At 40.4% G+C, this 19,871-nt stretch carries 17 protein-coding genes, 1 pseudogene and 1 riboswitch; of the genes and pseudogenes, 5 read left to right on the top strand and 13 right to left on the bottom strand.

Features of this window, described 5'->3' with window-relative positions:
- Positions 1-49: 49 nt before the first annotated feature.
- Together O0V13_RS10120 and O0V13_RS10115 are read right to left on the bottom strand one after the other, a co-directional pair.
- The gene (locus O0V13_RS10120; RefSeq protein WP_268034863.1) at positions 50-502 is read right to left on the bottom strand and encodes a site-specific integrase; all 453 of its coding nucleotides are present in this window, start codon (positions 500-502) and stop codon (positions 50-52) included.
- On the bottom strand, positions 499-1,296 hold the full coding sequence (locus tag O0V13_RS10115) for a phage integrase SAM-like domain and Arm DNA-binding domain-containing protein (protein ID WP_268034862.1): 798 nt from the start codon (positions 1,294-1,296) through the stop codon (positions 499-501). The genes O0V13_RS10120 and O0V13_RS10115 overlap by 4 nt, the downstream gene beginning before the upstream one ends.
- A 531-nt stretch (positions 1,297-1,827) precedes the next feature.
- On the opposite strand from O0V13_RS10115, the gene O0V13_RS10110 reads away from it, so the two are divergent.
- Entirely contained in the window at positions 1,828-2,601 is a 774-nt protein-coding gene (locus O0V13_RS10110) for an SDR family NAD(P)-dependent oxidoreductase (RefSeq protein ID WP_268034861.1), read from the top strand.
- Positions 2,602-2,789: 188 nt separating this feature from the next.
- On the opposite strand, the pseudogene O0V13_RS10105 reads toward O0V13_RS10110, so the two are convergent.
- The 7 genes and pseudogenes from O0V13_RS10105 to O0V13_RS10075 all read right to left on the bottom strand — a co-directional run.
- Positions 2,790-2,885: pseudogene (locus O0V13_RS10105) on the bottom strand (Y-family DNA polymerase); the annotation flags it as partial.
- 10 nt (positions 2,886-2,895) lie between these two features.
- Positions 2,896-3,411 carry a LexA family protein gene (locus tag O0V13_RS10100; protein ID WP_268034860.1) on the bottom strand — a complete coding sequence of 172 codons (516 nt, stop codon included), beginning with the start codon at positions 3,409-3,411 and terminating at the stop codon, positions 2,896-2,898.
- A gap of 168 nt (positions 3,412-3,579) precedes the next feature.
- Complete coding sequence (locus O0V13_RS10095; RefSeq protein WP_186300122.1) at positions 3,580-4,605, bottom strand: toprim domain-containing protein; 1,026 nt, start codon at positions 4,603-4,605, stop codon at positions 3,580-3,582.
- Positions 4,606-4,797: 192 nt separating this feature from the next.
- Positions 4,798-5,820, bottom strand: a complete 1,023-nt coding sequence (locus O0V13_RS10090) for an AAA family ATPase (protein WP_268034859.1) — start codon at positions 5,818-5,820, stop codon at positions 4,798-4,800.
- A gap of 107 nt (positions 5,821-5,927) precedes the next feature.
- Entirely contained in the window at positions 5,928-6,209 is a 282-nt protein-coding gene (locus O0V13_RS10085; RefSeq protein WP_184496410.1) for a helix-turn-helix domain-containing protein, read from the bottom strand.
- An 87-nt stretch (positions 6,210-6,296) separates the two neighbouring features.
- Positions 6,297-7,133, bottom strand: a complete 837-nt coding sequence (locus O0V13_RS10080; protein WP_268034858.1) for a hypothetical protein — start codon at positions 7,131-7,133, stop codon at positions 6,297-6,299.
- Between the two features lie 13 nt (positions 7,134-7,146).
- Entirely contained in the window at positions 7,147-8,460 is a 1,314-nt protein-coding gene (locus O0V13_RS10075; protein WP_268034857.1) for a site-specific integrase, read from the bottom strand.
- A 330-nt stretch (positions 8,461-8,790) separates the two neighbouring features.
- On the opposite strand from O0V13_RS10075, the gene O0V13_RS10070 reads away from it, so the two are divergent.
- Entirely contained in the window at positions 8,791-11,112 is a 2,322-nt protein-coding gene (locus O0V13_RS10070; RefSeq protein WP_268034856.1) for a DNA topoisomerase 3, read from the top strand.
- An 85-nt stretch (positions 11,113-11,197) separates the two neighbouring features.
- Here the strand turns inward: O0V13_RS10070 and O0V13_RS10065 are convergent, their stop codons facing one another.
- The gene (locus O0V13_RS10065) at positions 11,198-11,758 is read right to left on the bottom strand and encodes a helix-turn-helix domain-containing protein (protein ID WP_268034855.1); all 561 of its coding nucleotides are present in this window, start codon (positions 11,756-11,758) and stop codon (positions 11,198-11,200) included.
- A 359-nt stretch (positions 11,759-12,117) separates the two neighbouring features.
- Here O0V13_RS10065 and O0V13_RS10060 point away from each other — a divergent pair, with 359 nt between their 5' ends.
- Together O0V13_RS10060 and O0V13_RS10055 are read left to right on the top strand one after the other, a co-directional pair.
- Complete coding sequence (locus O0V13_RS10060; RefSeq protein ID WP_268034854.1) at positions 12,118-12,456, top strand: PadR family transcriptional regulator; 339 nt, start codon at positions 12,118-12,120, stop codon at positions 12,454-12,456.
- Between the two features lie 2 nt (positions 12,457-12,458).
- A complete protein-coding gene (locus tag O0V13_RS10055) occupies positions 12,459-15,083 on the top strand; it encodes an ABC transporter permease (protein ID WP_268034853.1) in 2,625 nt (874 codons plus the stop codon).
- Between the two features lie 39 nt (positions 15,084-15,122).
- Here O0V13_RS10055 and O0V13_RS10050 read toward each other — a convergent pair whose 3' ends face one another.
- The gene (locus O0V13_RS10050) at positions 15,123-15,290 is read right to left on the bottom strand and encodes a hypothetical protein (protein WP_268034852.1); all 168 of its coding nucleotides are present in this window, start codon (positions 15,288-15,290) and stop codon (positions 15,123-15,125) included.
- 14 nt (positions 15,291-15,304) lie between these two features.
- A complete protein-coding gene (metE, locus tag O0V13_RS10045; RefSeq protein ID WP_268034851.1) occupies positions 15,305-17,608 on the bottom strand; it encodes a 5-methyltetrahydropteroyltriglutamate--homocysteine S-methyltransferase in 2,304 nt (767 codons plus the stop codon).
- A gap of 160 nt (positions 17,609-17,768) precedes the next feature.
- Positions 17,769-17,970, bottom strand: a riboswitch (cobalamin riboswitch).
- Between the two features lie 97 nt (positions 17,971-18,067).
- On the opposite strand from metE, the gene O0V13_RS10040 reads away from it, so the two are divergent.
- Positions 18,068-18,931, top strand: coding sequence for a glycerophosphodiester phosphodiesterase family protein (locus tag O0V13_RS10040; RefSeq protein WP_268034850.1), 864 nt, complete (start codon positions 18,068-18,070; stop codon positions 18,929-18,931).
- Positions 18,932-19,005: 74 nt separating this feature from the next.
- Here O0V13_RS10040 and O0V13_RS10035 read toward each other — a convergent pair whose 3' ends face one another.
- Positions 19,006-19,848, bottom strand: a complete 843-nt coding sequence (locus O0V13_RS10035) for an endonuclease/exonuclease/phosphatase family protein (RefSeq protein WP_268034849.1) — start codon at positions 19,846-19,848, stop codon at positions 19,006-19,008.
- Positions 19,849-19,871 lie beyond the last annotated feature (23 nt).

The following is a 19,871-nucleotide window of genomic DNA, read 5'->3' as shown; positions in this document are numbered from 1 at the left end:
AAGCTAAGGAATTAAATGTATTTAAGCAAACACTTAAATAGAAAAAGGGCTATTTCGCCCTTCTCATCAATTTTGGTGCTGCCAGCTTCTCCCGGAGAGTGTGCATGTCTTCACTTACCTTCTTCTCCACCACTTTTGCGTAAACCTGGGTAGTGGTGATTTTTGAATGACCAAGCATCTTGCTCACAGTTTCCAAAGGCACACCATTGCAAAGGGTAACTGTAGTAGCAAAAGTATGCCTGGCTAGGTGAAATGTGAGGTTCTTTTCAATTCCGCACAGATCAGCAATTTCTTTCAGGTAAGAGTTCAGCTTTTGGTTAGAAATCATTGGGAATATTGCCCCCCTCTGCACAGCTCTTGGATGGGTTTTGTATTTCTCTATGATCTCCCAGGCTTTGGGAAGAATGGGAACCCTTACTGGCTGGTCAGTCTTTTGCCTGCAGGTGGAAAGCCAGTATTCCCCATCAATGCCAATCGTAATATTGGATGGTGTCAGGTTCATGGCATCAATGTAGCCAGTCCGGTATAGCAGCTGAATACAAACAGATCTCTTACCCATTGCAAACGAACAATCTTGAAGTCCTTGCTTTCCAATGTTTCCAATTCTTCAGCATCTAAGAATCCTCTATCCACTCGGTGAAATTTGAGTTGGTACTTATCAAATGGATCCCGACTTACCCATTCCATTTTTACGGCCATGGTCACCATCTTCCGGAAACGCTCCAAGTGCTTCATCACTCCATTGTTGCCAAGTGGCTTCTGGTGGTCTTTGGGTTTGTAGTTACGGAGGTAGAATTCAAAATCGGTGATGAACTTATAGGAGAGCTCGGATAGAAACATGTCGGTAGTACCAAAGCGCTCTTTCAAAAATCTGTGGATGTACTTCTGAGTGGTGAAGTAGTTTTTCATCGTGCCCCAAGTCAGTGTATCCCTCATAGCCTGGTTGTGATAATCCACCAGCTTGCATAAGGTGAAGTCCTTTTGGTCTGTACCCAGGAACATGCTTTTGATGGCATCTGCAGTGATCAATCGCTTTTGTACCTGCATCTCCTGATAGCATTCCATGATACGGGCCTGAACCTCATCCAAATAATGATTCAGCGATTTGATTTCTTCCCGGCTGCCCTTGGCCATGCCTTTGCTGCCATTCCAGTCACCTGGTTTGATCCAGCGTTTCAATGATATTTCAACTCTGCGGCCATCAACGGTGACCCTGGCATAGATTGGGAGGAGGCCATCCTTGGCCTTGTTAGTTCTTGTGATGAACTGAACTCCGAAGGTGTTTGTAGTTCTCATAACAATTCAGCTTTTGAGTGTTTGTGTTAAAATGATTCCTCTCGTGGTGAACTGCTTCCACAAGGCCACTCAAACAGACCTAAAGCAGTTCAAAATACTCAATGCAACTATCTGTTTTACAGCTATTTGAATCAATCTGGTGAACTAAAATAAACTATTCATTTGGTTCACCGGATAGGTCTCATTTTTGCTGAAATTGTCTAAATCGAACTGATACATAAAAAATAAAAAAGCCCGCAAATCGTAAGATTTGCAGGCTTTTGGGTTCTGATGAACCTTTGTTGTCGGGGGAGATGGAATCGAACCCATAGGCAACGGTGATTATGTTGTTTCGTGTTGGATAGGCCTGATTTATTATTTGGATAAAGCGGGGAATATGCAAATGCTGATTGACACCCGTGAACAAAAGAAAAGTTCGGCTGACATTGGATACGATCCCATCCAGCGAATAGTATATGTCCCGACCCTTTTTGGAAAATCAGTGGTCGCATATAAGCTTAGGTAATTTTAAATACTCGGAAAAATCTATCAATGAAAAGACAAGTCAACTATAATTTTGAAGGTGCAGTTGCTTTGGTAACAGGAGCAGCACAGGGAATGGGGCTTGCTACTGCAAAAGCATTTGCCCGTGCTGGCGCCTCCGTAGTCCTCGCTGATGTCAGTACAAAAGGCTTGCAACTTGCGAAAGAGGAAATTGCCAAAATCGGTGCGAAAGTACTCACCGTTCAATGCGATGTATCGGATGAGATACAAGTGAAAGCACTGATTGATGAAACAGTAACAACCTTTGGCAGACTGGATGCTGCCTATAATAACGCCGGGATCAACACCGTAGGTATTCCCAGCGCAGACGTTTCCATGGCTGACTACAATCGTATTGTTTCCATCAACCTAAACGGTGTTTGGTATTGTATGCAGCATGAGCTGCGCTGGATGATAAAACAAGGATCAGGAACCATCGTGAATTGTTCATCAATTGGCGGTATGGTTGGTGCTCAGGGCAGAGCTCCCTATAGCGCAACCAAGCATGGTATAGTGGGACTTACCCAAAGTGCCGCATTGGATTATGCCAGTCAGGGAATACGGGTGAATGCGGTCTCTCCCGGAATGATTGACACGCCAATGGCGGATGTAGTCACCGGTGGCTATCGTGACATGTTGGGAGAAATGGTCAAGGCCGTACCCATGGGAAAACTTGGTATCGCCGAGGATATTGCTAACGCAGTCCTGTGGCTATGCAGTGATGGCTCCAACTATATAATAGGTCAGGTTGTTGCTGTGGATGGAGGATTTTTAGCCAAGTAGTAAGCCCCTATCCTTTGCCTAAGTTACCGTCGCCACCCTTCCGGTCTGCGTAGCCCGGTGGTTTTATGCGCCGGACTTGATAACAAATACCTTACTATCCGCCTGTTCCGAAGCAGAGACGGAAGCTACGAAAAGAATGGAAATCAGAAGAAACCGGAATGCAGGGATCATCGGGTAGATAAACGGGTTCCGTCATTGTTGCTCAGGATAACTACCGGCTTGCCGACGAGATCGGGCCGATAGACCCGCTCGCAGGAGGCGTAAAAGTTGTTCCAATCGACCACAGGGCGTACATCAAAAGGACTTTATGACATAGGATGCTACACCCCAGATTTCAAACTGGTTGTGGGCTCCTACCCGAATGGGCGAGTAGGCATCATTCTCCGGAATGAGCCACAGCTCTGTCCCTCTCTTTTCGATCCGCTTGCCGGTAAACTCACCATCCAAAAAGACCACGACATTCTTGTTGTTCTTCGGAGAGACACTCCGGCCGATGATCATCAGATCTCCGTCTTCGATACCGGCGTTCTTGAGGGACTGTCCTTTGACCTTTCCGAAAAAAGTAGCTGAGGGATTTCGGATCAGGTGCTTGTTGAGATCAATCTTCAGTTCCTCAAAATCCCTGGCCGGAGAGGGAAAACCGGCACTGACCCCTGCAGAGAAATACGGAATCTCCAGAGCGAGGTCAGCCTCAGCCCGGTAAAGATCAAATACATTGTTTTGTGAATAATCATAGTAATAGCTCCCAATCCCAGAATCCAAAGCTACCTGAATAACATTCCAAAGTAAGGGCAGGACTATAAATGTCATTTTTTTAAAATTTTTATGTTTATTAAATGAACATTTTCGTCTAAAAATCTGGGTTTAGTCTTAAAAAATGAGCCCGCCAAGTTCCGCCAGCAGGCTCAATCTGTTAAGTTTAAATCAGAAAGTGCGTTTTGTCTTCAATACTAAAATATTCAACTTAAAACGCTAAAATCAAGTAAAGCCGTTTTTAATACTTGCTACCAGAAATTCATTAACATCCTCAAAATCGCTATAATGGATTCTTTGATCGGAAACACTTGTTTGGATCTTCCAAATTTTCTTCGCCTCTGAGGAAATGATCTTCAAGTCGGTAAACAGTTTACAAATTTTGTTCCGATATCCTCTCAAAGACTTCAAATCCCAGTCGGTACCCAATCCATTTTGGAGGGAGTATTGGTACAACTGAGCAATCTTAATAAATCCGTTGGTGTAAGCTTCCCCAGTAGCGTCGTTATCCAAGTAGAGCTCTACTTTCTGCCTTTCCTTTAAAATATCAAGCATTAGCCGCATACTTAGATTGGCCGTACTGTTTAAAATGATGGCTTTGAAATCAGTCTCTCCGGAAAGCTTCAGATAACTCAGAAAGTCAAACCAGCCTTCAAAAACTTTGATGGATTTAACGGCCCCAAGGACTTGAATCGAAATTCCGCCTCCCAAAATATTACCCTTGAAAATAGAGGATCGGAGTACCCAACCGCCCGATTTATTCGGAAAACCAACTGCGAAATATCGCTTGCCCTTGTTCTGCCAATGAACCTCTTTACCAAAAGGAGCAATATCCTGAAGATCAATCCCCCTGCCTCGAATGTATTGGATAAGTGCATCGTGGCTTATCTCGGAAACTTTCTCCACCACTATCTTTGGACCGATCTCTGGTTTTTGTCTGGGAAGAAATTCTCTAACCGGAACAGTACCGGAGAGGCTTTCCACTGACTCGAAGAAGGTTTTGTTTTCAAATTCCTGCACTGCTGCGATTACGTCTCCGCCCTTTCCTGCAGCATGATCATACCACACATTTGCTTTGTCATCCACGGCTATAGAGCCAGTTCGCTGATCCAAAAAGCCGAAAAAAGATTCTTTGCCGTGGATTCCTTCGTATTTCAGAAGCCCAGATCTGACCAGGCTATGGAAATAATCAAGCACAGGAAATTCCATTTTGATCTTGGCAGCTGCTTGTTTTACTTCAGAGTAGTTCATAATATTTACATTTTTATATAAATACATCTATACATAAATAATGCATCTTATTGATTTAAAGAGGCCTTATCTTTCCTTTTGTCGTGAATTGTCAGATTACCTGCAAAAAGAAAAAGAGGGGTAGTGGTAAGAGGAATTCGTACGATTCGCACACCTCGTACCCCTCGTACAGTTCGATTTTTACGATCGGTGCTACTCGTCTAACTCAAGTTGCTTGAGCCATTTCCTTACAGCTCCCTCTGACACTCCGAGTTCCTGAGCTATCTTCACATTGGTATGGCCTTCATTTTTGAGTTCCAAGGCTTTGGTCTTCATTTGAGATTTATCGACCGGACACAACTGCTTTAAATGATCCGATTCTTTCCCAAACTGGAGGAAGCGAAACGAGCTGAAATTTGAGTCTTTGCCAATTTTACAGACCAGGACATTGTCGGAGGGATATTTAAAAGCACCGTACCTGACTTTTATCTGCTTCAGGTATTTAATGGAAGGGTCTTTTTGACTTTCACCTACCGCGAAACAAGAATCAATCAGGTTAATAAAGCTCTTACTACCTTGGATATCGTTTCTACTGATCGGAGCAAACAGGTTCCTTTTTGGAGTATGGGCAATGAGCAATATCGACCAGCCGTGAATCTTCTTCAGATTGTTTAGCCTGATTAAAAAAGGAGTGGTGTTTCTGGCCTTCTCATTATCTGAAATCACGCAAGACAGATTGTCGATTACGAGGATTTTTGCGCCGGACTTTGAGGCCTGAACCTCTATCTCTTTAAAAAGAAAGCTTTCATACTCTTCAAAAGCCTCATCAAATCCGTAGGGATTGATTTCTGCTCTCAGGAAAAGGTCACTGAATTCGAAATGATCAAAAAGTATATCCTTTTCCTTATCGTATTGAGCATATCTCATTTCAAATTGCTTGGCCGTCAGTTCCAGGTCAAAGTAGATGACTTTGGACGCTTTCAGTTCCATCTCCAACCCTAGGGTTGGTACTCCTTTGGATACACTGTCGATGATTTGGACAGCAAGTAAAGACTTACCTTGATTGGTATCAGCGAAGAGAATGCATAGCTCTTCCTCATACCAAAACGGACCAAAGATCTTTTTTGGAATAGGTTTGGTCTTGGCTTCATCCATCCATTCGTTGGCGGATTTGATGATTAGAAAGTCACCGGAATTTGGATCATTGGAATTTGTACTATGATTTATTGAAGTCATATTTCTGCATGTAAGGGTTTGATAAAGAATGCAGAAACAGTATCTTTAAGTCGTCAAACAGGATACTGAATCCACAAAAGAATTGGGCGAGTTCGAAAGGGCTCGCTTTATTTTTTTCTGGGGTTTCGCTGTCGACCAGCATTAAGGACCTCTGATTTCTTGAAGTACACACTGCTGTTGATCATGTGTTCCTTCAGGAATCCTTCTTTTCTCCAATTATTAATGGTGGTTCGGGATCTACCCAGGAGCTTCATCACTTCGGGGATCTTGATGAATTCTTCTTCAGGGATAGCAGGATTTGAAACCTTGGATAATTTGTTGACGATAGCTTCCGCTATTTCATTGATGAGTTGCCCTTTGTCGATGGGACTTAAGATGACATTGTTCATGATCGGCTGAAAATTTGTTTCTGGCCGAATCTGCCCAAAAATGACCTTGGATAGTTAGTGGGATACTATCCAAAAAGAATGATAGGATTACAAATCTGACCGATTACCGATAAAATCGTCGATAGAGGCAACTTTTCTTTTCAAGCCTGCTTTCACAAAAATTTCTCTGACTTTAAAAAGTTGTTCTTTTCTTTTGCCGCTTAGGTCTTTTGTAGTCAGGATATCATGGGAAATCTTAGAAAAATAATCGCGGATTCCCCTGTCGGTTCCGCCAATCACACTTGAGATTACCTTGTCAAATCCTCCGCTGGTTAATTCCGGATCCTGTTGCAGCGCTTTTTGCTTCAACTCATTTAATGAGCCTGGACTCCCAAGGAGGAAATCGATGGCAAGAAGGGAGATGGTTTTGTCATACTCCACCAAATCAATTAGCTCCTCCTTGTAATCAATGCCTTTTCTTAAGTTGGAGTAAAAGGCTTCGGCTCCTTCGTGATCATCTAGATCCAGGTTTAGGAAAGCCTTGTGATTTTCAGGTTTAACAATGGGATCTATGTAATTAAAAAATCGCTTCGTTTCGCGTAGATTCTTTCTGGCTTTCCCCAAGATCACAATAAATGTCATAATTGATCCAGCAAAAACGAATAACCCTAAAGCATATTTTAAAACCGATGGATGAACCAGGATGATGAAAAAGACAGCTGCAAAAAGGGTAAGAGCGATGAGATATCCCAGACTCTGAAGCAAGTATCCTCTCCTTCTATGAAAGGCTGAAAAATCCTCGAAGAACATTTTATGGCGATCAAAAATCTGCCAACCTAATCTATAAGCCAAAATGCGTTCCTCCTCAGAGAGCTCATCAAAATACCAGAATGATTCTTTTGCCTTGTATTGGCCAAGTGAAAGATCTGATCCGAATTTTTTCATGCTTAGAATTGGTTTAGTCCCACGCCTGGCTCATGGCATCTCTTTTTCTTCCTTCATCTACCTCGACGTATCGTTTAAAACTTTTGTAATCAGAATGGCCAGTAATTTTCATCACCACCTCAGCCGGAATTCCTTTGGCAAGCGATAGGGTAACAAATGTTTTTCTACCGGTATGAGCGCTTACCAGTTCATGTTTAGGATAAATTTTGGAATCCCTTACAGCCCCTCTATATCTTACAATTTCGACAGGGTCTTTAATCCCTGCCAATTCACATAATTCCTTGACGTAATTATTAAACTTTTGGTTTGAGATCATTGGTAAAGGCTGAATCCTTTCCTCATACTTTTTCAGTATTTCCCTGGAAATTCTGGTAAGAGGAACAATTGATGGTTCTTTCGTTTTGGTTATCGTCAACCTGATTTCATTTTGCTTGATATGTTCCCTCTTTAGCTGGAGTAAATCAGAAAACCTATAGCCTGTCACACAGCTAAAGAGAAAAACATCTTTGACTTGACTTAACCTTGGATTTGCACTTACATCAAGAGCATACAAAGAATCGAATTCCTTCTGATTAAGTGCAATGACTTCAAGTCTTTCTTTCTTTACAGAAAAATCCTTGTATCCATCATGGATCTTTATTCCTCTCCGTCTTGCATAGCCCATAAAGGTCTTAAGCGTACTTAACTGTTTGGCAATTGTGATATTGTTAATAGACTTCTCTTTTCCAGTGGTCGGGTGGACTTCTTTCCAGTCAATCAGGAAATTTTGAAAACTCTGCATGAAGGAATAATCCATGTTTTCAAATCGAATTGGTGTTCCTGTCTTTTCCTGGAAATTTTTGAGATGCTTCTTCAAGGATTTATAGACCACCATACTGCCCTTTACCCGGGTCACTCCATTTTCTTCGATGTATTGATCGATGAAGTTATAAACCAATTCTACTGGCTCAGATTTCTTGATAACCTCTTTCTTGGTTTCCTTGATCTTCGCTATCAGCATTTCGAGATCATAGGGTTGATCTTTTACTCGAAACCCTTCTTCGATTTGTCTGACTTTATTTCTGATTTCAAGTAAGTCATCCTGATATTGGAGAAGATAGCTTTTGGGCGGCACGGCAGAACCAAACTTCTTTTCGAGAGCTGCTTTTTGTTTTGCTGTCATATCCACGATCTCCTGCTTTTCGGAAGACCACAGATCGGGCAATAACCGAATTCCAGTTGAAATCACTTTCCTTTGCCCTCCCAAATGGACAACAAGCATCAAAGGCTGTTCACCTTTCTTGTTTTGTAAATCGTGCCTTAAAATGAATCTTATTGTTGCCTCCATTATCTGAAATTTTCTCAGATAAAGATACTGAATGAAAATTTCAGTAGCGATTTTAGTAGCGAAAAGATCATCCAAAAGTGATCAAATTCTTACAAATCATTCATCCTAATAAGCTTAAACCCTTTATTTTGGGAATATAGGGGCATTTTTGCACACTTTTGAAAAAAAGGTTCGAATCCCCCACTCTCTGCATCAAAGCCTGACACATTGTGTTGGGCTTTTTTGTTTTAACCCCACTCTTCTCAAATTTAGGAGATTGCTACCAAATCTGAGACTTTCCTAAGCTTCCAGTCTGGTGAGCTAAGACTATTTTTTCTAGTTTTGTTTTAGATGAAAGTTTGTATTGCTGAAAAACCAAGCGTCGCCCGTGAGATCGCCTCTGTACTTGGAGCCACTGCCAGACATGATGGATATTACGAGGGAAATGGATATATCGTAACCTATACTTTTGGTCACTTTTGCACCTTATTTGAACCCAACGATTATGAACCTTTTTGGAAAAGCTGGAGTCTCAGTCACTTGCCCATGCTACCCGAAAAGTTCAAAACCAAAGTGGTTGACAACTCAGGAATACAGAAGCAATTCAATATTGTAAAAAAGCTTTTTGAAACCGCAACAGTTGTGATCAATTGTGGGGATGCAGGCCAAGAAGGTGAACTAATCCAGCGATGGGTCATAGAACAAGCAGAATACAAAGGAGAAGTCAAACGCCTTTGGATTTCATCCTTGACCACAGAAGCGATCAAAGAAGGCTTCGAAAAGCTCCAACCCTCCTCCAAATATGATAATCTATACTATGCGGGATTTTCCAGAGCCATTGGTGACTGGTTGCTAGGGATTAATGCCACTCGGCTTTATACAGTCAAATATGGTGGATACAAACAAGTCCTATCGATCGGGAGAGTTCAGACTCCTACTCTGGCGATGATTGTGAACCGTTTTAAAGAGATAAAAAACTTTAAGCCACAACCCTATTGGGAATTACAGACTGTCTATAGAGAAACCACTTTCAATTGCGAAGAAGGGAAATTCTTAAAGAAAGAAGACGGAGAAGCTTTTGCCAACCAGGTAAAAGAACATGACTTTGAAGTTATCTCAGTTGAAAAGAAAAGAGGAAAAGAAAACGCCCCTAAGCTCTTTGACTTGACAGGTTTACAGGTTTATTGCAATAATAAGTTTGGGCTTTCTGCCGATGAAACTCTTAAAATTGCGCAGCAACTTTACGAACAAAAGGTCATTACTTATCCAAGAGTAGATACCACATTTTTACCAAATGACATCTATCCCAAAGCAGCCGGAATTCTGCAGAAGCTAACCAATTACGAAGGGTTAACCCGACCAGTTTTAGGTAAAAAATTAAAAAAGTCGACCAAGGTTTTTAATGACAAAAAAGTAACCGACCACCATGCAATCATACCCACGGGAATTCAGGGAAATCTGCATGGGAACCACCTTAAAGTCTATGATATTATCGCAAGACGGTTTATTGCGATTTTTTATGATGAATGCTCAGTTGCCAATACCACAGTAATTGGACAGGTGGATACAGTTTCCTTTAAAACAACAGGCAAGGTCATTTTAGAAAAAGGCTGGAAAGTTGTTTTTGAAACTGCCGATGGAAAAGACAAAAAGGAAAAAGATGAGCTCCCTATCTTCAAAAAAGGAGAGAAAGGACCTCATGAACCCTCTTTTCAGGAGAAAGAAACCAAAGCCCCCAAGCACTACACTGAGGCGACATTGCTAAGAGGAATGGAAACAGCCGGAAAACAGGTAGACGATGAGGAAATGCGTGAATTGATGAAGGAAAATGGTATTGGACGTCCTTCAACCCGGGCAAGTATCATTGAGACGCTTTTTAAACGGCAATATATCGAGCGGAATAAAAAGCAGATTTTACCTACCGAAACAGGCATCCAGTTGATCGAAATCATTCGAAACAATATGCTGACCTCGGCGGAACTGACAGGAAAGTGGGAAAAACAGTTGAGAGAGATCGAAAAGGGAAATTTTCATGCAGGTTCTTTTGTGAAAAACATGAAAATCATGGTGGAGCATTTGGTGTATGAAGTAATGAGGGAACAAAACCAAACCATCATTGCACCTCCTACCGAATCCAAGTCTCCTGATAAAGAAAATCCTCAAGAAAAGGAAAAAACGAGTTCTACACTCGTGGGATTTGATTGCCCAAAATGCAAAGAAGGATCTATCCTAAAAGGAAAATCAAGCTACGGATGTAGTGCCTATAAGAAGGGCTGCAACTTTTTACTTCCATTTTCATTCGAGGGCAAGAAAATTTCAGAAAATCAGTATTTACGTTTAGTCCTAAAAGGTTCTACTGTCAATTTAAAAGGATTTAAAACACAGGCTGGAGACAAAGAAGGTCTACTTCGATTCGATGAAACTTTTCAACTCGTTTTGGAAGAAAAGAAAACTAAAAGCACCCAAGAATCTAAAAAATCTCCCCCTGTAATTCCATGTCCTTTGTGTCAGAAAGGAACGATTATAAAAGGAAAAACTGCTTATGGATGTAGCGCCTACAAAGAAGGTTGTGATTTTAGATACCATTTTGAAACCATCCGAGAAAAAGCCAACAAAAGACCATTAACCGAGGAGCTAGTGATTTCTTTACTAAAGGAAAGTGTGGGGGTTTGATCCTTTGTACTTGGCAAATCATCTTGAAAAATTAAAAATCTAATTTCAGCAAATTGATATTATTCCAAACAAAGAAATTATAGACTTAATCTTTGTTTTTAAGAAGTCTCCCTCCAAAGTATAATACTGCTAAGCTAATTAGAAGACAGGGAAATAAGCCAGAAATAAACCCTCTTGCGAATCCATTGGTTGTCATCACTAAAATGAAATAGGCAAAATAACCTGTTCCAAATTTCACCATTCTTTCTATACCGCTCAAGTCTTTAGTAAAAGCCACAATTGAAAACGGTAGAAAAACACTTATCAAAAAGCCTCCAAATTTACTGTTTAAATTAGCACTAATATCATAGGTTAAAAAACCTATGACACCCATCAAGATTAAATTAAGAGCAACAAGAAAAAGTCCATTGACAATTTTAATGAGCACATTTCTTCCTCTAAATGATTCTTCACTAGTTATCAATTCTTTCGAATCAATTTCAAGAGCATCACAAATTAAATTTAAAGTACTTCCTCTCGGTTCGCATTCGGATTTTTCTATCCGCTGGATTGTCCGCAGATTTATCTTTGCCTGTTCAGCCAACTGTTCTTGAGAAAGGCCTTTAAGCTTTCGGGCCTCGCTAATCCTTTTTGCAATCCAGTTCATCTTTACCTCCTGTTTGTGCTATTTAAAAATAAAAATTAGATCAAAAATTAACATCGACATCCATCAGACTTTTCTATGACAATTGCTTTGTCACCTAATGTCTGGTTCCCTTTTAAGTACGTGTTTAATAAAAATCATGTTATCCAAAAACCAATTCAACCTACTTTTAAAATCATCTCCTCGATAAAATTCTTACTTGAAAAAGTATTAATTCCAAATTAAAATAGTCCGCCACCGAACAAACCTGTTCGGACAATCCATTCTCATTTTTCCCAAAAACCTCATCAAACAACCCAAATAGCATTTTTTTATTTTGGCATAGATTTTAAATACTACAAATAGGAATTTATTATCTATGCATGAAAAAGTACCAGTTAGGAGAATTTGAAGAAATCGTCATGCTGACCGTGGGTATTTTGTTTGATGAAGCTTATGGAGTTTCTATCAAATCCGAAATAGAATCACGCCTCCAAAGAAACGTCAGCGTAGGGGCCTTGCAAACTGCACTGAAGCGATTGGAAGAGAAAGGCTATCTCAAATCCCAGGATGGTGAGCGAACCGAGGAAAGAGCAGGAAGGCCAAAAAAGTATTTTAGAATCACAGCCTTGGGCAAAAAAGCCATGGAATACAGTAAAGAGACCCGTGAATCCCTTTGGAATGCTATCCCGGAGGTCGCTTGGAAACTTAAAATGGTGTAGCCATGAACAGAAATCAATCCAAAGGACCGCCTGAATTTTTTATCTCCTTTTTTAGATGGTTTTGTGACCCAGAAATCCATCAGTTTATAGAAGGGGATCTTTTCGAATTGTATGATCAAAGATTGGAAGAAAAAGGCAAAAGAAAGGCTGATCTACTTTTTATGAAAGACGTCCTATTCCTATTTAGACCGGGCATAATCGGCAGAAAGAAAAACCACTACCAAACCAACTTTATAGACATGTTTCGCAATAATTTTAAAATCGCCAGAAGGACACTTTGGAAAAACAAACCCTCTACCATCATCAATATGTTGGGCTTGACAGTAGGAATGACTTCCTGTTTGATGATTGCCCTTTTTGTACTTCATGAAGTTAGCTTTGACAAATTTCAACCCAACGCTGACAGGATAGCCAGGGTGGTCATGGAATATTCAATGGGAAAAGATGGGGGATCTCAAAAAGGAACCTTCACAAGTACCAAAGTGGCTCCTGTTTTTTCCAGGACATTTCCAGAAATAGAAAAAGCGGTGCGGATGAATGATGCATCTGCCATCCTCCAATTGAACAATCAACCTGTATTGGAATCCAATTTTCTCTATGCTGACTCCACCTTTTTTGATGCCTTCTATTATGAAATGCTAGACGGCAATCCCAAAACCGCTTTAAACGGTCCCAATAAGTTGGTTTTAACAGAGAGCATGGCTCAAAAATACTTTGGCGATCAAGATCCCATCGGTCAGGGATTGGAAGTTGGAGAAGAAAAAGACCTTTTCACTGTCACAGCTGTCATCAAGGACTACCCGAAAAATTCCCAGTTCTATTTCGACTTCTTGGCATCTTTTTCAACCATGGGTGCCAATCAAGAGGAAACCTATTGGAATGCCAATTACACAACTTATTTCCTATTAACAAATAAGGATGCTTTTTATACTCTGGATGAAAAAATCCATCCATTTATGCTCAAAGAATCTGAGGAAATGGGAGCTTCAGTGGACTTTCATTTGGAGCACTTTAAGGACGTTCACCTATTTTCTCCCTATAGCGACATGGTTCCGAATACTAGCATTTCATACCTATATATGTTGGGAGCCATCGCATTTTTGATTTTAATAATTGTATGCTCTACCTATATCAATCTGAGCACTGCAAAGTCGGTAGAAAGAGCCAAAGAAGTAGGTATCAGGAAAGTTTCAGGTGCTGACCAAGGTCAACTATTCTGGCAATTTATTGGAGAATCTACCTTATTGACCTTTTTGTCATTGATCACCAGTATTGCACTGACCTATCTGTTACTGCCTAATTTTAATTCTTTGATTGGTAAAAACCTTTCCGTTTCTGAGTTAATCCAACCTACTTTTTTAGCGTTCGCCATTGGTTTGACTTTGATCATTAGCTTGGTGGCAGGTAGTTATCCGGCATTGATTCTTTCCAAATTCCAACCTATTTCCATTTTAAAGGGAGTATTCAAAAATACCAATACAGCAAAGTGGCTCCAGCAGTCCCTGACGGTATTTCAATTCGGAATTTCAGTTTTTCTGATCATTGCAACCTTGGTGATCAGCGGTCAGCTAAATTTCATCCAAAACAGGGATTTAGGCTACGATAGAGACCAAATCATCGCCCTTTCAATTGGCTGGAACAAGGACAACAAACAAATCTCGACTTTCAAAAAGGAACTGAAATCTCACTCACAAATCATCAATGTCAGCCGAACTGCCAATAGCCCCGTCAATATCCAAAGTGGCTATAGTATGAATCTACCGACCCGTCCAGAGAATGAATATATCTCTGTCAATGCCAATCCTGTGGATGATGAATTCATTAAGGTGACGGGACTGGAATTGATTGCCGGTCAGGACTTCACTGAAAGCATGATTCACATGACTGAAAATGAAGAATGGGAAGACAATGAGTTTAACTATATCCTGACAGAAAATGCTGCAGCAAAATTAGGTTGGAGCCCGGATGAGGCCATCGGAAAAAGAATGATTTTGAACGAGGAGGGTACTGTATTAGGAGTAGTCAAAAATTTCCACTTTCAATCCTTAAGAAATGATCTCAACCCACTGGTTCTTTTCACTTCCTCTTGGGGATCTAAATTATTGGTAAAAATCAATGGTGAAAACTTACCTGAAACTTTGGCATATATCGAGGAGGTTTGGGGAAAATTCATGCCCGACAGACCATTCTCTTATGCGTTTTTGGATGAAGACTATAACAGAATGTACCAATCTGAAATGCAATTGGGTAAAGTCATGAACATTTTCGCTTCCATGGCCATAGTCTTGGCCTGTTTGGGACTTTTCGGGCTCTCCTCTTACATGATCCAGCAAAGACTCAAAGAAGTCAGTATCAGAAAAGTATTGGGAGCATCTACCTGGCAGGTTCTTCAAATGCTTTCAGGAAATTTCGTCAAACTAGTAATTCTTTCGATTGTAGTAGCAACACCGGTAGCTTATTGGGTCATGGACCAATGGCTGGATGATTTTGCCTACCATATTTCGGTTCCGATATGGGCTTTGGCAGTGGCTATGGTTGCAACTATCGGAATTGCTTTTACCACTGCTGGCATCCATGGACTAAAGGCCGCCTGGAGCAATCCAGTGAAAAACTTGAAAAGCGAATAAATAAAAGAGGGTGAGACATTAGCTCACCCTCTTTACCTTTCAATTGTTGGAATCAGAAGCCCATCTTGTTTTCCAGCTCAACAAAGGATGATGAGTCCGTTGTTTTCCAGATTTTAAAAGTAGTTTCTTGAAAACTTCTTTCTTCTCTTCTCCTTCCAAGAATAAATCCAAAGCCATCATTTCAAGTAAATCAGCTTTTTTCTTCATTCCAATCAAGGAATTCAATTAACCAGCAGCTTTTCTCTCATCTGCTGAGCAGCTTTGACCATTCTCTTCAAAGCTTCGGTAGTTTCTGGCCATTGCCGGGTTTTCAAACCGCAATCGGGATTGACCCAAACATTCTCGTGAGGAAGATAGGCAATTGCCTTTTCCAATAAATCTACCATTTCCTCCTCTGAAGGAACTCGCGGAGAATGTATATCGTAGACTCCTGGACCTATATCATTGGGATATTGAAATGCAGCAAAGGCATCCAACAACTCCATTTGGGATCTGGAACACTCGATGGTAATAACATCTGCGTCCATTTCAGCGATATCTGAGATGATGTCATTGAAATCAGAATAGCACATATGTGTATGAATCTGGGTTTGATTTTTCACACCAGAAGATGAAATTCGGAATGCACGGATCGCCCAATCTAAGTAAGCTTTCCATTCTTCTTTTCTCAATGGCAATCCTTCTCGAATAGCAGGCTCGTCAATTTGAATGATTTTGATTCCTGCATTTTCTAAATCCAAGACTTCCTTTCTAATGACTATGGCAATTTGAAGGGCTGTTGCAGACCTTGGTTGATCATCTCGCACAAAGGACCATTGCAATAGGGTCACTGGTCCGGTAAGCATCCCCTTCACCAATCTATCTGTACAAGCTTGCGCAAAGGAAGTCCACTCTACCGTCATGGCTTCAGGCCTAGAAACATCGCCATAAATTACAGGAGGCTTCACACATCGGGAGCCATAACTCTGAACCCATCCATTTTGGGTGAATGCAAATCCATCCAGCTTTTCTCCAAAGTATTCCACCATGTCATTTCGCTCGTACTCCCCATGGACCAAAACATCCAAGCCAACCTCTTCTTGCCATTGAATGGTTTCTTTGATCTCTTGCTTCAACAAATTCTCATATTCTACTTTCCCTAGCAGACCTTTCTTGAATTGTAGTCTCCAAGCTCTCACTTCTTTGGTTTGTGGGAAAGAGCCAATTGTGGTTGTAGGAAATGCATTAAGATCAAGATGAGCTTGTTGCAAAATCTTCCTGACTGAAAATGGATTTTTACGAGTGTCTGAACCTCTAGACAAGGACCAAGTTTCTTCTTTAACATCGGAATTATGAACCAAATTAGAAGACTTTCGAGCCTGGATCAATTTCTGGTTTTCCTCAAATAAATTGCTCTCTCTAGACTCAAATAGGTTTTTCAAGGATACCAATTCTTCCAATTTTTGCTTGGCAAAAGCCATCCAAGCCTTGATTTCCGGCTTGAGTGATTCTTCATCCGTTTCCAATTCCAAATCACAAGGAACATGAATCAAAGAACAGGAAGGGGAAATCCAAACCCTTTCCTCTCCCCTCTGTTGAATGGCTTCCTCAAGGAGATTTATAGACTTGGAGAAATCATTGATCCAGATATTTCTACCGTCTACTACACCCAAAGACAGGGTTATTTCAGATGGAATATGAGCCAATATATCTGACAATTGATCTTCTCCCCTAGTCAGGTCCACATGCAAGGCACAGATGGGTAAGGAAGACAACCAGTCCAACTGATGCTTAATTGATCCAAAATAGCTCGCCACCAAGATTTTCAGATTAGGAAAGGTTTTTCTAATCACCTTATAGACTTCTTGAAAAGCCTCGATTTCATCATTCTGCAAATCCATCACCAAGCTCGGCTCATCCAATTGAATCCAGTCTGCACCTGCCTCTTCCAACTTTTTCAGAATTTCGAGATAAACAGGTAACAGATTTGAAATCAGATCAATCCTATTGAACCCTTTTTCCTTTTCCTTCCCTAATAAAAGATAGGAAACCGGACCAATCAGAACAGGCTTGGTATGGATCCCCTCATACTTGGCTTCTTTGAATTCATCTATCACCTTGGTGGAAAAAAGCTTAAAAGGCTGACCTTTTTGGAATTCTGGGACCAGGTAATGGTAATTGGTATCAAACCATTTGGTCATTTCGAGGGGAACAATATCTAAGTCTTCTTTTTGGTAACCTCTGGCCATGGCAAAGTATAAATCCAATTCAGATTTACATTCCTTCAAAAGCACCTCATGAAACCGATCAGGAATAGCATTAACCATTAGGGACATATCCAGCACCTGATCATAAAATGAAAAATCATTGGATGGGATTTTGTCAATCCCAAACTCCTTTTGAAGTTCCCAATTGGCCTTTTTGATCAAATGGCCTTCACGCAACAATTGTTGTTGGCTGATTTTGCCTGCCCAATAGTTTTCGCAGGCTTTTTTCAATTGACGTAAGCTACCTATTCGCGGATAGCCCAAGTTGTTTGTCAACATGATGTAAGCATTAAAATTTAGAAAATTGATTAACACTCGTCAGAATGGAAAAATCAATTGCTTACATGAAAAGAAGGAGGACAGAATTGGACGCACTTATTCCATGAAAAAATGGAAAAGATAGAGTTCAATGCCTGACAAAAACTTCAAATCGCGAAAGCAATGTCAATGCGTTGTGGCAAGTCTCCTGACTTCCCTGACCTTTTCCGCCTTCTCATTTGCAGGATGCAAACAATGGCATTTTTGAAAAAAGCTTGTTTCCGAAAATTCGGAACAGGGTTACAGTTGCGCGACAGTCCATGATTTTCACATGGTTCCTTATTAATTCCCGTTAAGGGAAACCGACAACGGCTTTGATTTTATAATTGAACCAAAGAACGAGAGGGCCAAAAGTAATCAGAAAATTGGTAGTTGGAGGTGTTTATTTTCCACAATCTGTAATCTTCTTAATTAATAGAAATGATCATTAGCCCATTCAATCCTCAAGCAGGTAGTTTGTATAGTATGAATATGATCCTTTATTTCTCCTTGTTTATTAGCATTTTGAAAGGGTATTCACCTCTCATTTTTTCAGAAAACTCAATTCAAAAAATCAAAGTAATAGCTCACAGGGGTGCTCATACCGAATTGCCAGAAAATACAATTCAGGCTTTCGAAGAAGCAATAGAAATTGGAGTCGATTACATTGAAGTGGATTTAAGGACTACAAAGGACGGCTACCTTGCTGTTTTTCATGATGGCAGCTTAGATCGGATGACCGGAATTCAAGGAGATTTTGGTGATTACGATCTGAAAGAACTTCAGAACATGCCATTGTTCCATCAAGGTAAACTTAACAAAGAGTATAGAATTCCCACTTTTGAAGAAGTCCTAAAAATCAGCAAGGGAAGGGTGAAGATCTACTTGGATTTTAAAACAGCGGATGTTCAAAAAACATGGAAACTGATCCAGAAATTCGGAATGGATGATCAAATCTTGGTGTATGTAAACCATCCTTTGCAACAAAAAGATTGGGGAAAAACAGCTCCAAATGTCCCATTGATGATGAGCCTACCCGATTCTGTTCAGGACATAGAAAGCCTGAAAGATTTCATCAGCGAAACTGATGTAGATTACTTCGATGGAAAATGCCAAGACTACACACCAGAGATGATTCAAGCAGCCCAATTCTTGGGAAAGGAAATCTGGATTGACATTCAATCCCCTAATGAATCTCCAGAAATCTGGGCATCTTGCATCAAAAAAGGTGTCAATGCTTTGCAAACAGATCACCCCAAGGATTTGCGGGAATATTTGAAAAATCCAGAACTAGAAAAACCATAAAAAAGCCCAGCAGAACCGGGCTTAGATTGAAAATCTACTGAACACTCATTCAGAAATTTTATAATGTTGACTTTTTATTTTTTGAAATTGACAGTCGCAACAACAGGCAAATGATCAGAAGGATAGCGCTGATTCAAAGCGTCCGTCAATACTGCATATTTGGATACTTCAAAATCATCACTTACAAAAACATAGTCAATTCTGTTTTTCATGGGTGCCGTAAAAACAAATGCATTGGTAGTTCCAACCGGCCCATAAGGCTTCATTTTTGAAACTTCATACGAGTCATTCAGAAACTGGGACAATCCAATAATCTGCTCCGTATCAGGTGTGGAGTTAAAATCACCTGTACATATGACTGGTTTTCCTTTGGCGATTTCTTTCATTTTTTTCACCATCAACTTTCCAGATTCTTTCCTTGCAACTACCCCTTGATGATCAAAATGAGCATTGAATACATAGAACTCATTTCCATTTTTCAAGTCCTTTAAAAGCCCCCAAGAAGCTATTCGATTGCAACAAGTCGCATCCCAACCCAATCCTGGTTCATCTGGATTTTCTCTCAACCAAAAATCTCCAGATTCAAGCACTTTGAATCGATCAGTTTTATAAATGATAGCAGAATGTTCGCCACCCTGCTTTCCATCATCTCGTCCTGCTCCGATAAAGGCAAATCCAGGCATCTCCATCAAATCTGTCAATTGATGAATAAAGCCTTCCTGAGTTCCGATTATGTCAAAATCGTGATACTGGATCAATGATTTGACCATTTCTTTTCGGTTCGGCCAAGCATTAATGCTATCACGGGGTGTATCCATTCTCAAATTAAAACTTGAGACTTTGATATCCTCAGAACCTTGTGCATAAGCAGTAATGGATATCAAGAATACAAATAATGTTAAGAGTTGTTTTTTCATAATTGTCAATATAAAGATCCCCA

This window comes from Algoriphagus sp. PAP.12 (assembly GCF_026652115.1).
Taxonomy (GTDB): domain Bacteria; phylum Bacteroidota; class Bacteroidia; order Cytophagales; family Cyclobacteriaceae; genus Algoriphagus.
The sequence above is the reverse complement of the archived record's forward strand: the minus strand, read 5'-3'. Positions and strand labels throughout refer to the sequence as shown.

What these genes read in the sequence shown, in the direction of transcription:
- O0V13_RS10120 (WP_268034863.1), bottom strand. Translation starts at nt 502, where the DNA reads ATGAACCTGACACCATCCAATATTACGATTGGCATTGATGGGGAATAC.
- O0V13_RS10115 (WP_268034862.1), bottom strand. Translation starts at nt 1,296, where the DNA reads ATGAGAACTACAAACACCTTCGGAGTTCAGTTCATCACAAGAACTAAC.
- O0V13_RS10110 (WP_268034861.1), top strand. Translation starts at nt 1,828, where the DNA reads ATGAAAAGACAAGTCAACTATAATTTTGAAGGTGCAGTTGCTTTGGTA.
- O0V13_RS10100 (WP_268034860.1), bottom strand. Translation starts at nt 3,411, where the DNA reads ATGACATTTATAGTCCTGCCCTTACTTTGGAATGTTATTCAGGTAGCT.
- O0V13_RS10095 (WP_186300122.1), bottom strand. Translation starts at nt 4,605, where the DNA reads ATGAACTACTCTGAAGTAAAACAAGCAGCTGCCAAGATCAAAATGGAA.
- O0V13_RS10090 (WP_268034859.1), bottom strand. Translation starts at nt 5,820, where the DNA reads ATGACTTCAATAAATCATAGTACAAATTCCAATGATCCAAATTCCGGT.
- O0V13_RS10085 (WP_184496410.1), bottom strand. Translation starts at nt 6,209, where the DNA reads ATGAACAATGTCATCTTAAGTCCCATCGACAAAGGGCAACTCATCAAT.
- O0V13_RS10080 (WP_268034858.1), bottom strand. Translation starts at nt 7,133, where the DNA reads ATGAAAAAATTCGGATCAGATCTTTCACTTGGCCAATACAAGGCAAAA.
- O0V13_RS10075 (WP_268034857.1), bottom strand. Translation starts at nt 8,460, where the DNA reads ATGGAGGCAACAATAAGATTCATTTTAAGGCACGATTTACAAAACAAG.
- O0V13_RS10070 (WP_268034856.1), top strand. Translation starts at nt 8,791, where the DNA reads ATGAAAGTTTGTATTGCTGAAAAACCAAGCGTCGCCCGTGAGATCGCC.
- O0V13_RS10065 (WP_268034855.1), bottom strand. Translation starts at nt 11,758, where the DNA reads ATGAACTGGATTGCAAAAAGGATTAGCGAGGCCCGAAAGCTTAAAGGC.
- O0V13_RS10060 (WP_268034854.1), top strand. Translation starts at nt 12,118, where the DNA reads ATGAAAAAGTACCAGTTAGGAGAATTTGAAGAAATCGTCATGCTGACC.
- O0V13_RS10055 (WP_268034853.1), top strand. Translation starts at nt 12,459, where the DNA reads ATGAACAGAAATCAATCCAAAGGACCGCCTGAATTTTTTATCTCCTTT.
- O0V13_RS10050 (WP_268034852.1), bottom strand. Translation starts at nt 15,290, where the DNA reads ATGAAGAAAAAAGCTGATTTACTTGAAATGATGGCTTTGGATTTATTC.
- metE (WP_268034851.1), bottom strand. Translation starts at nt 17,608, where the DNA reads ATGTTGACAAACAACTTGGGCTATCCGCGAATAGGTAGCTTACGTCAA.
- O0V13_RS10040 (WP_268034850.1), top strand. Translation starts at nt 18,068, where the DNA reads ATGATCATTAGCCCATTCAATCCTCAAGCAGGTAGTTTGTATAGTATG.
- O0V13_RS10035 (WP_268034849.1), bottom strand. Translation starts at nt 19,848, where the DNA reads ATGAAAAAACAACTCTTAACATTATTTGTATTCTTGATATCCATTACT.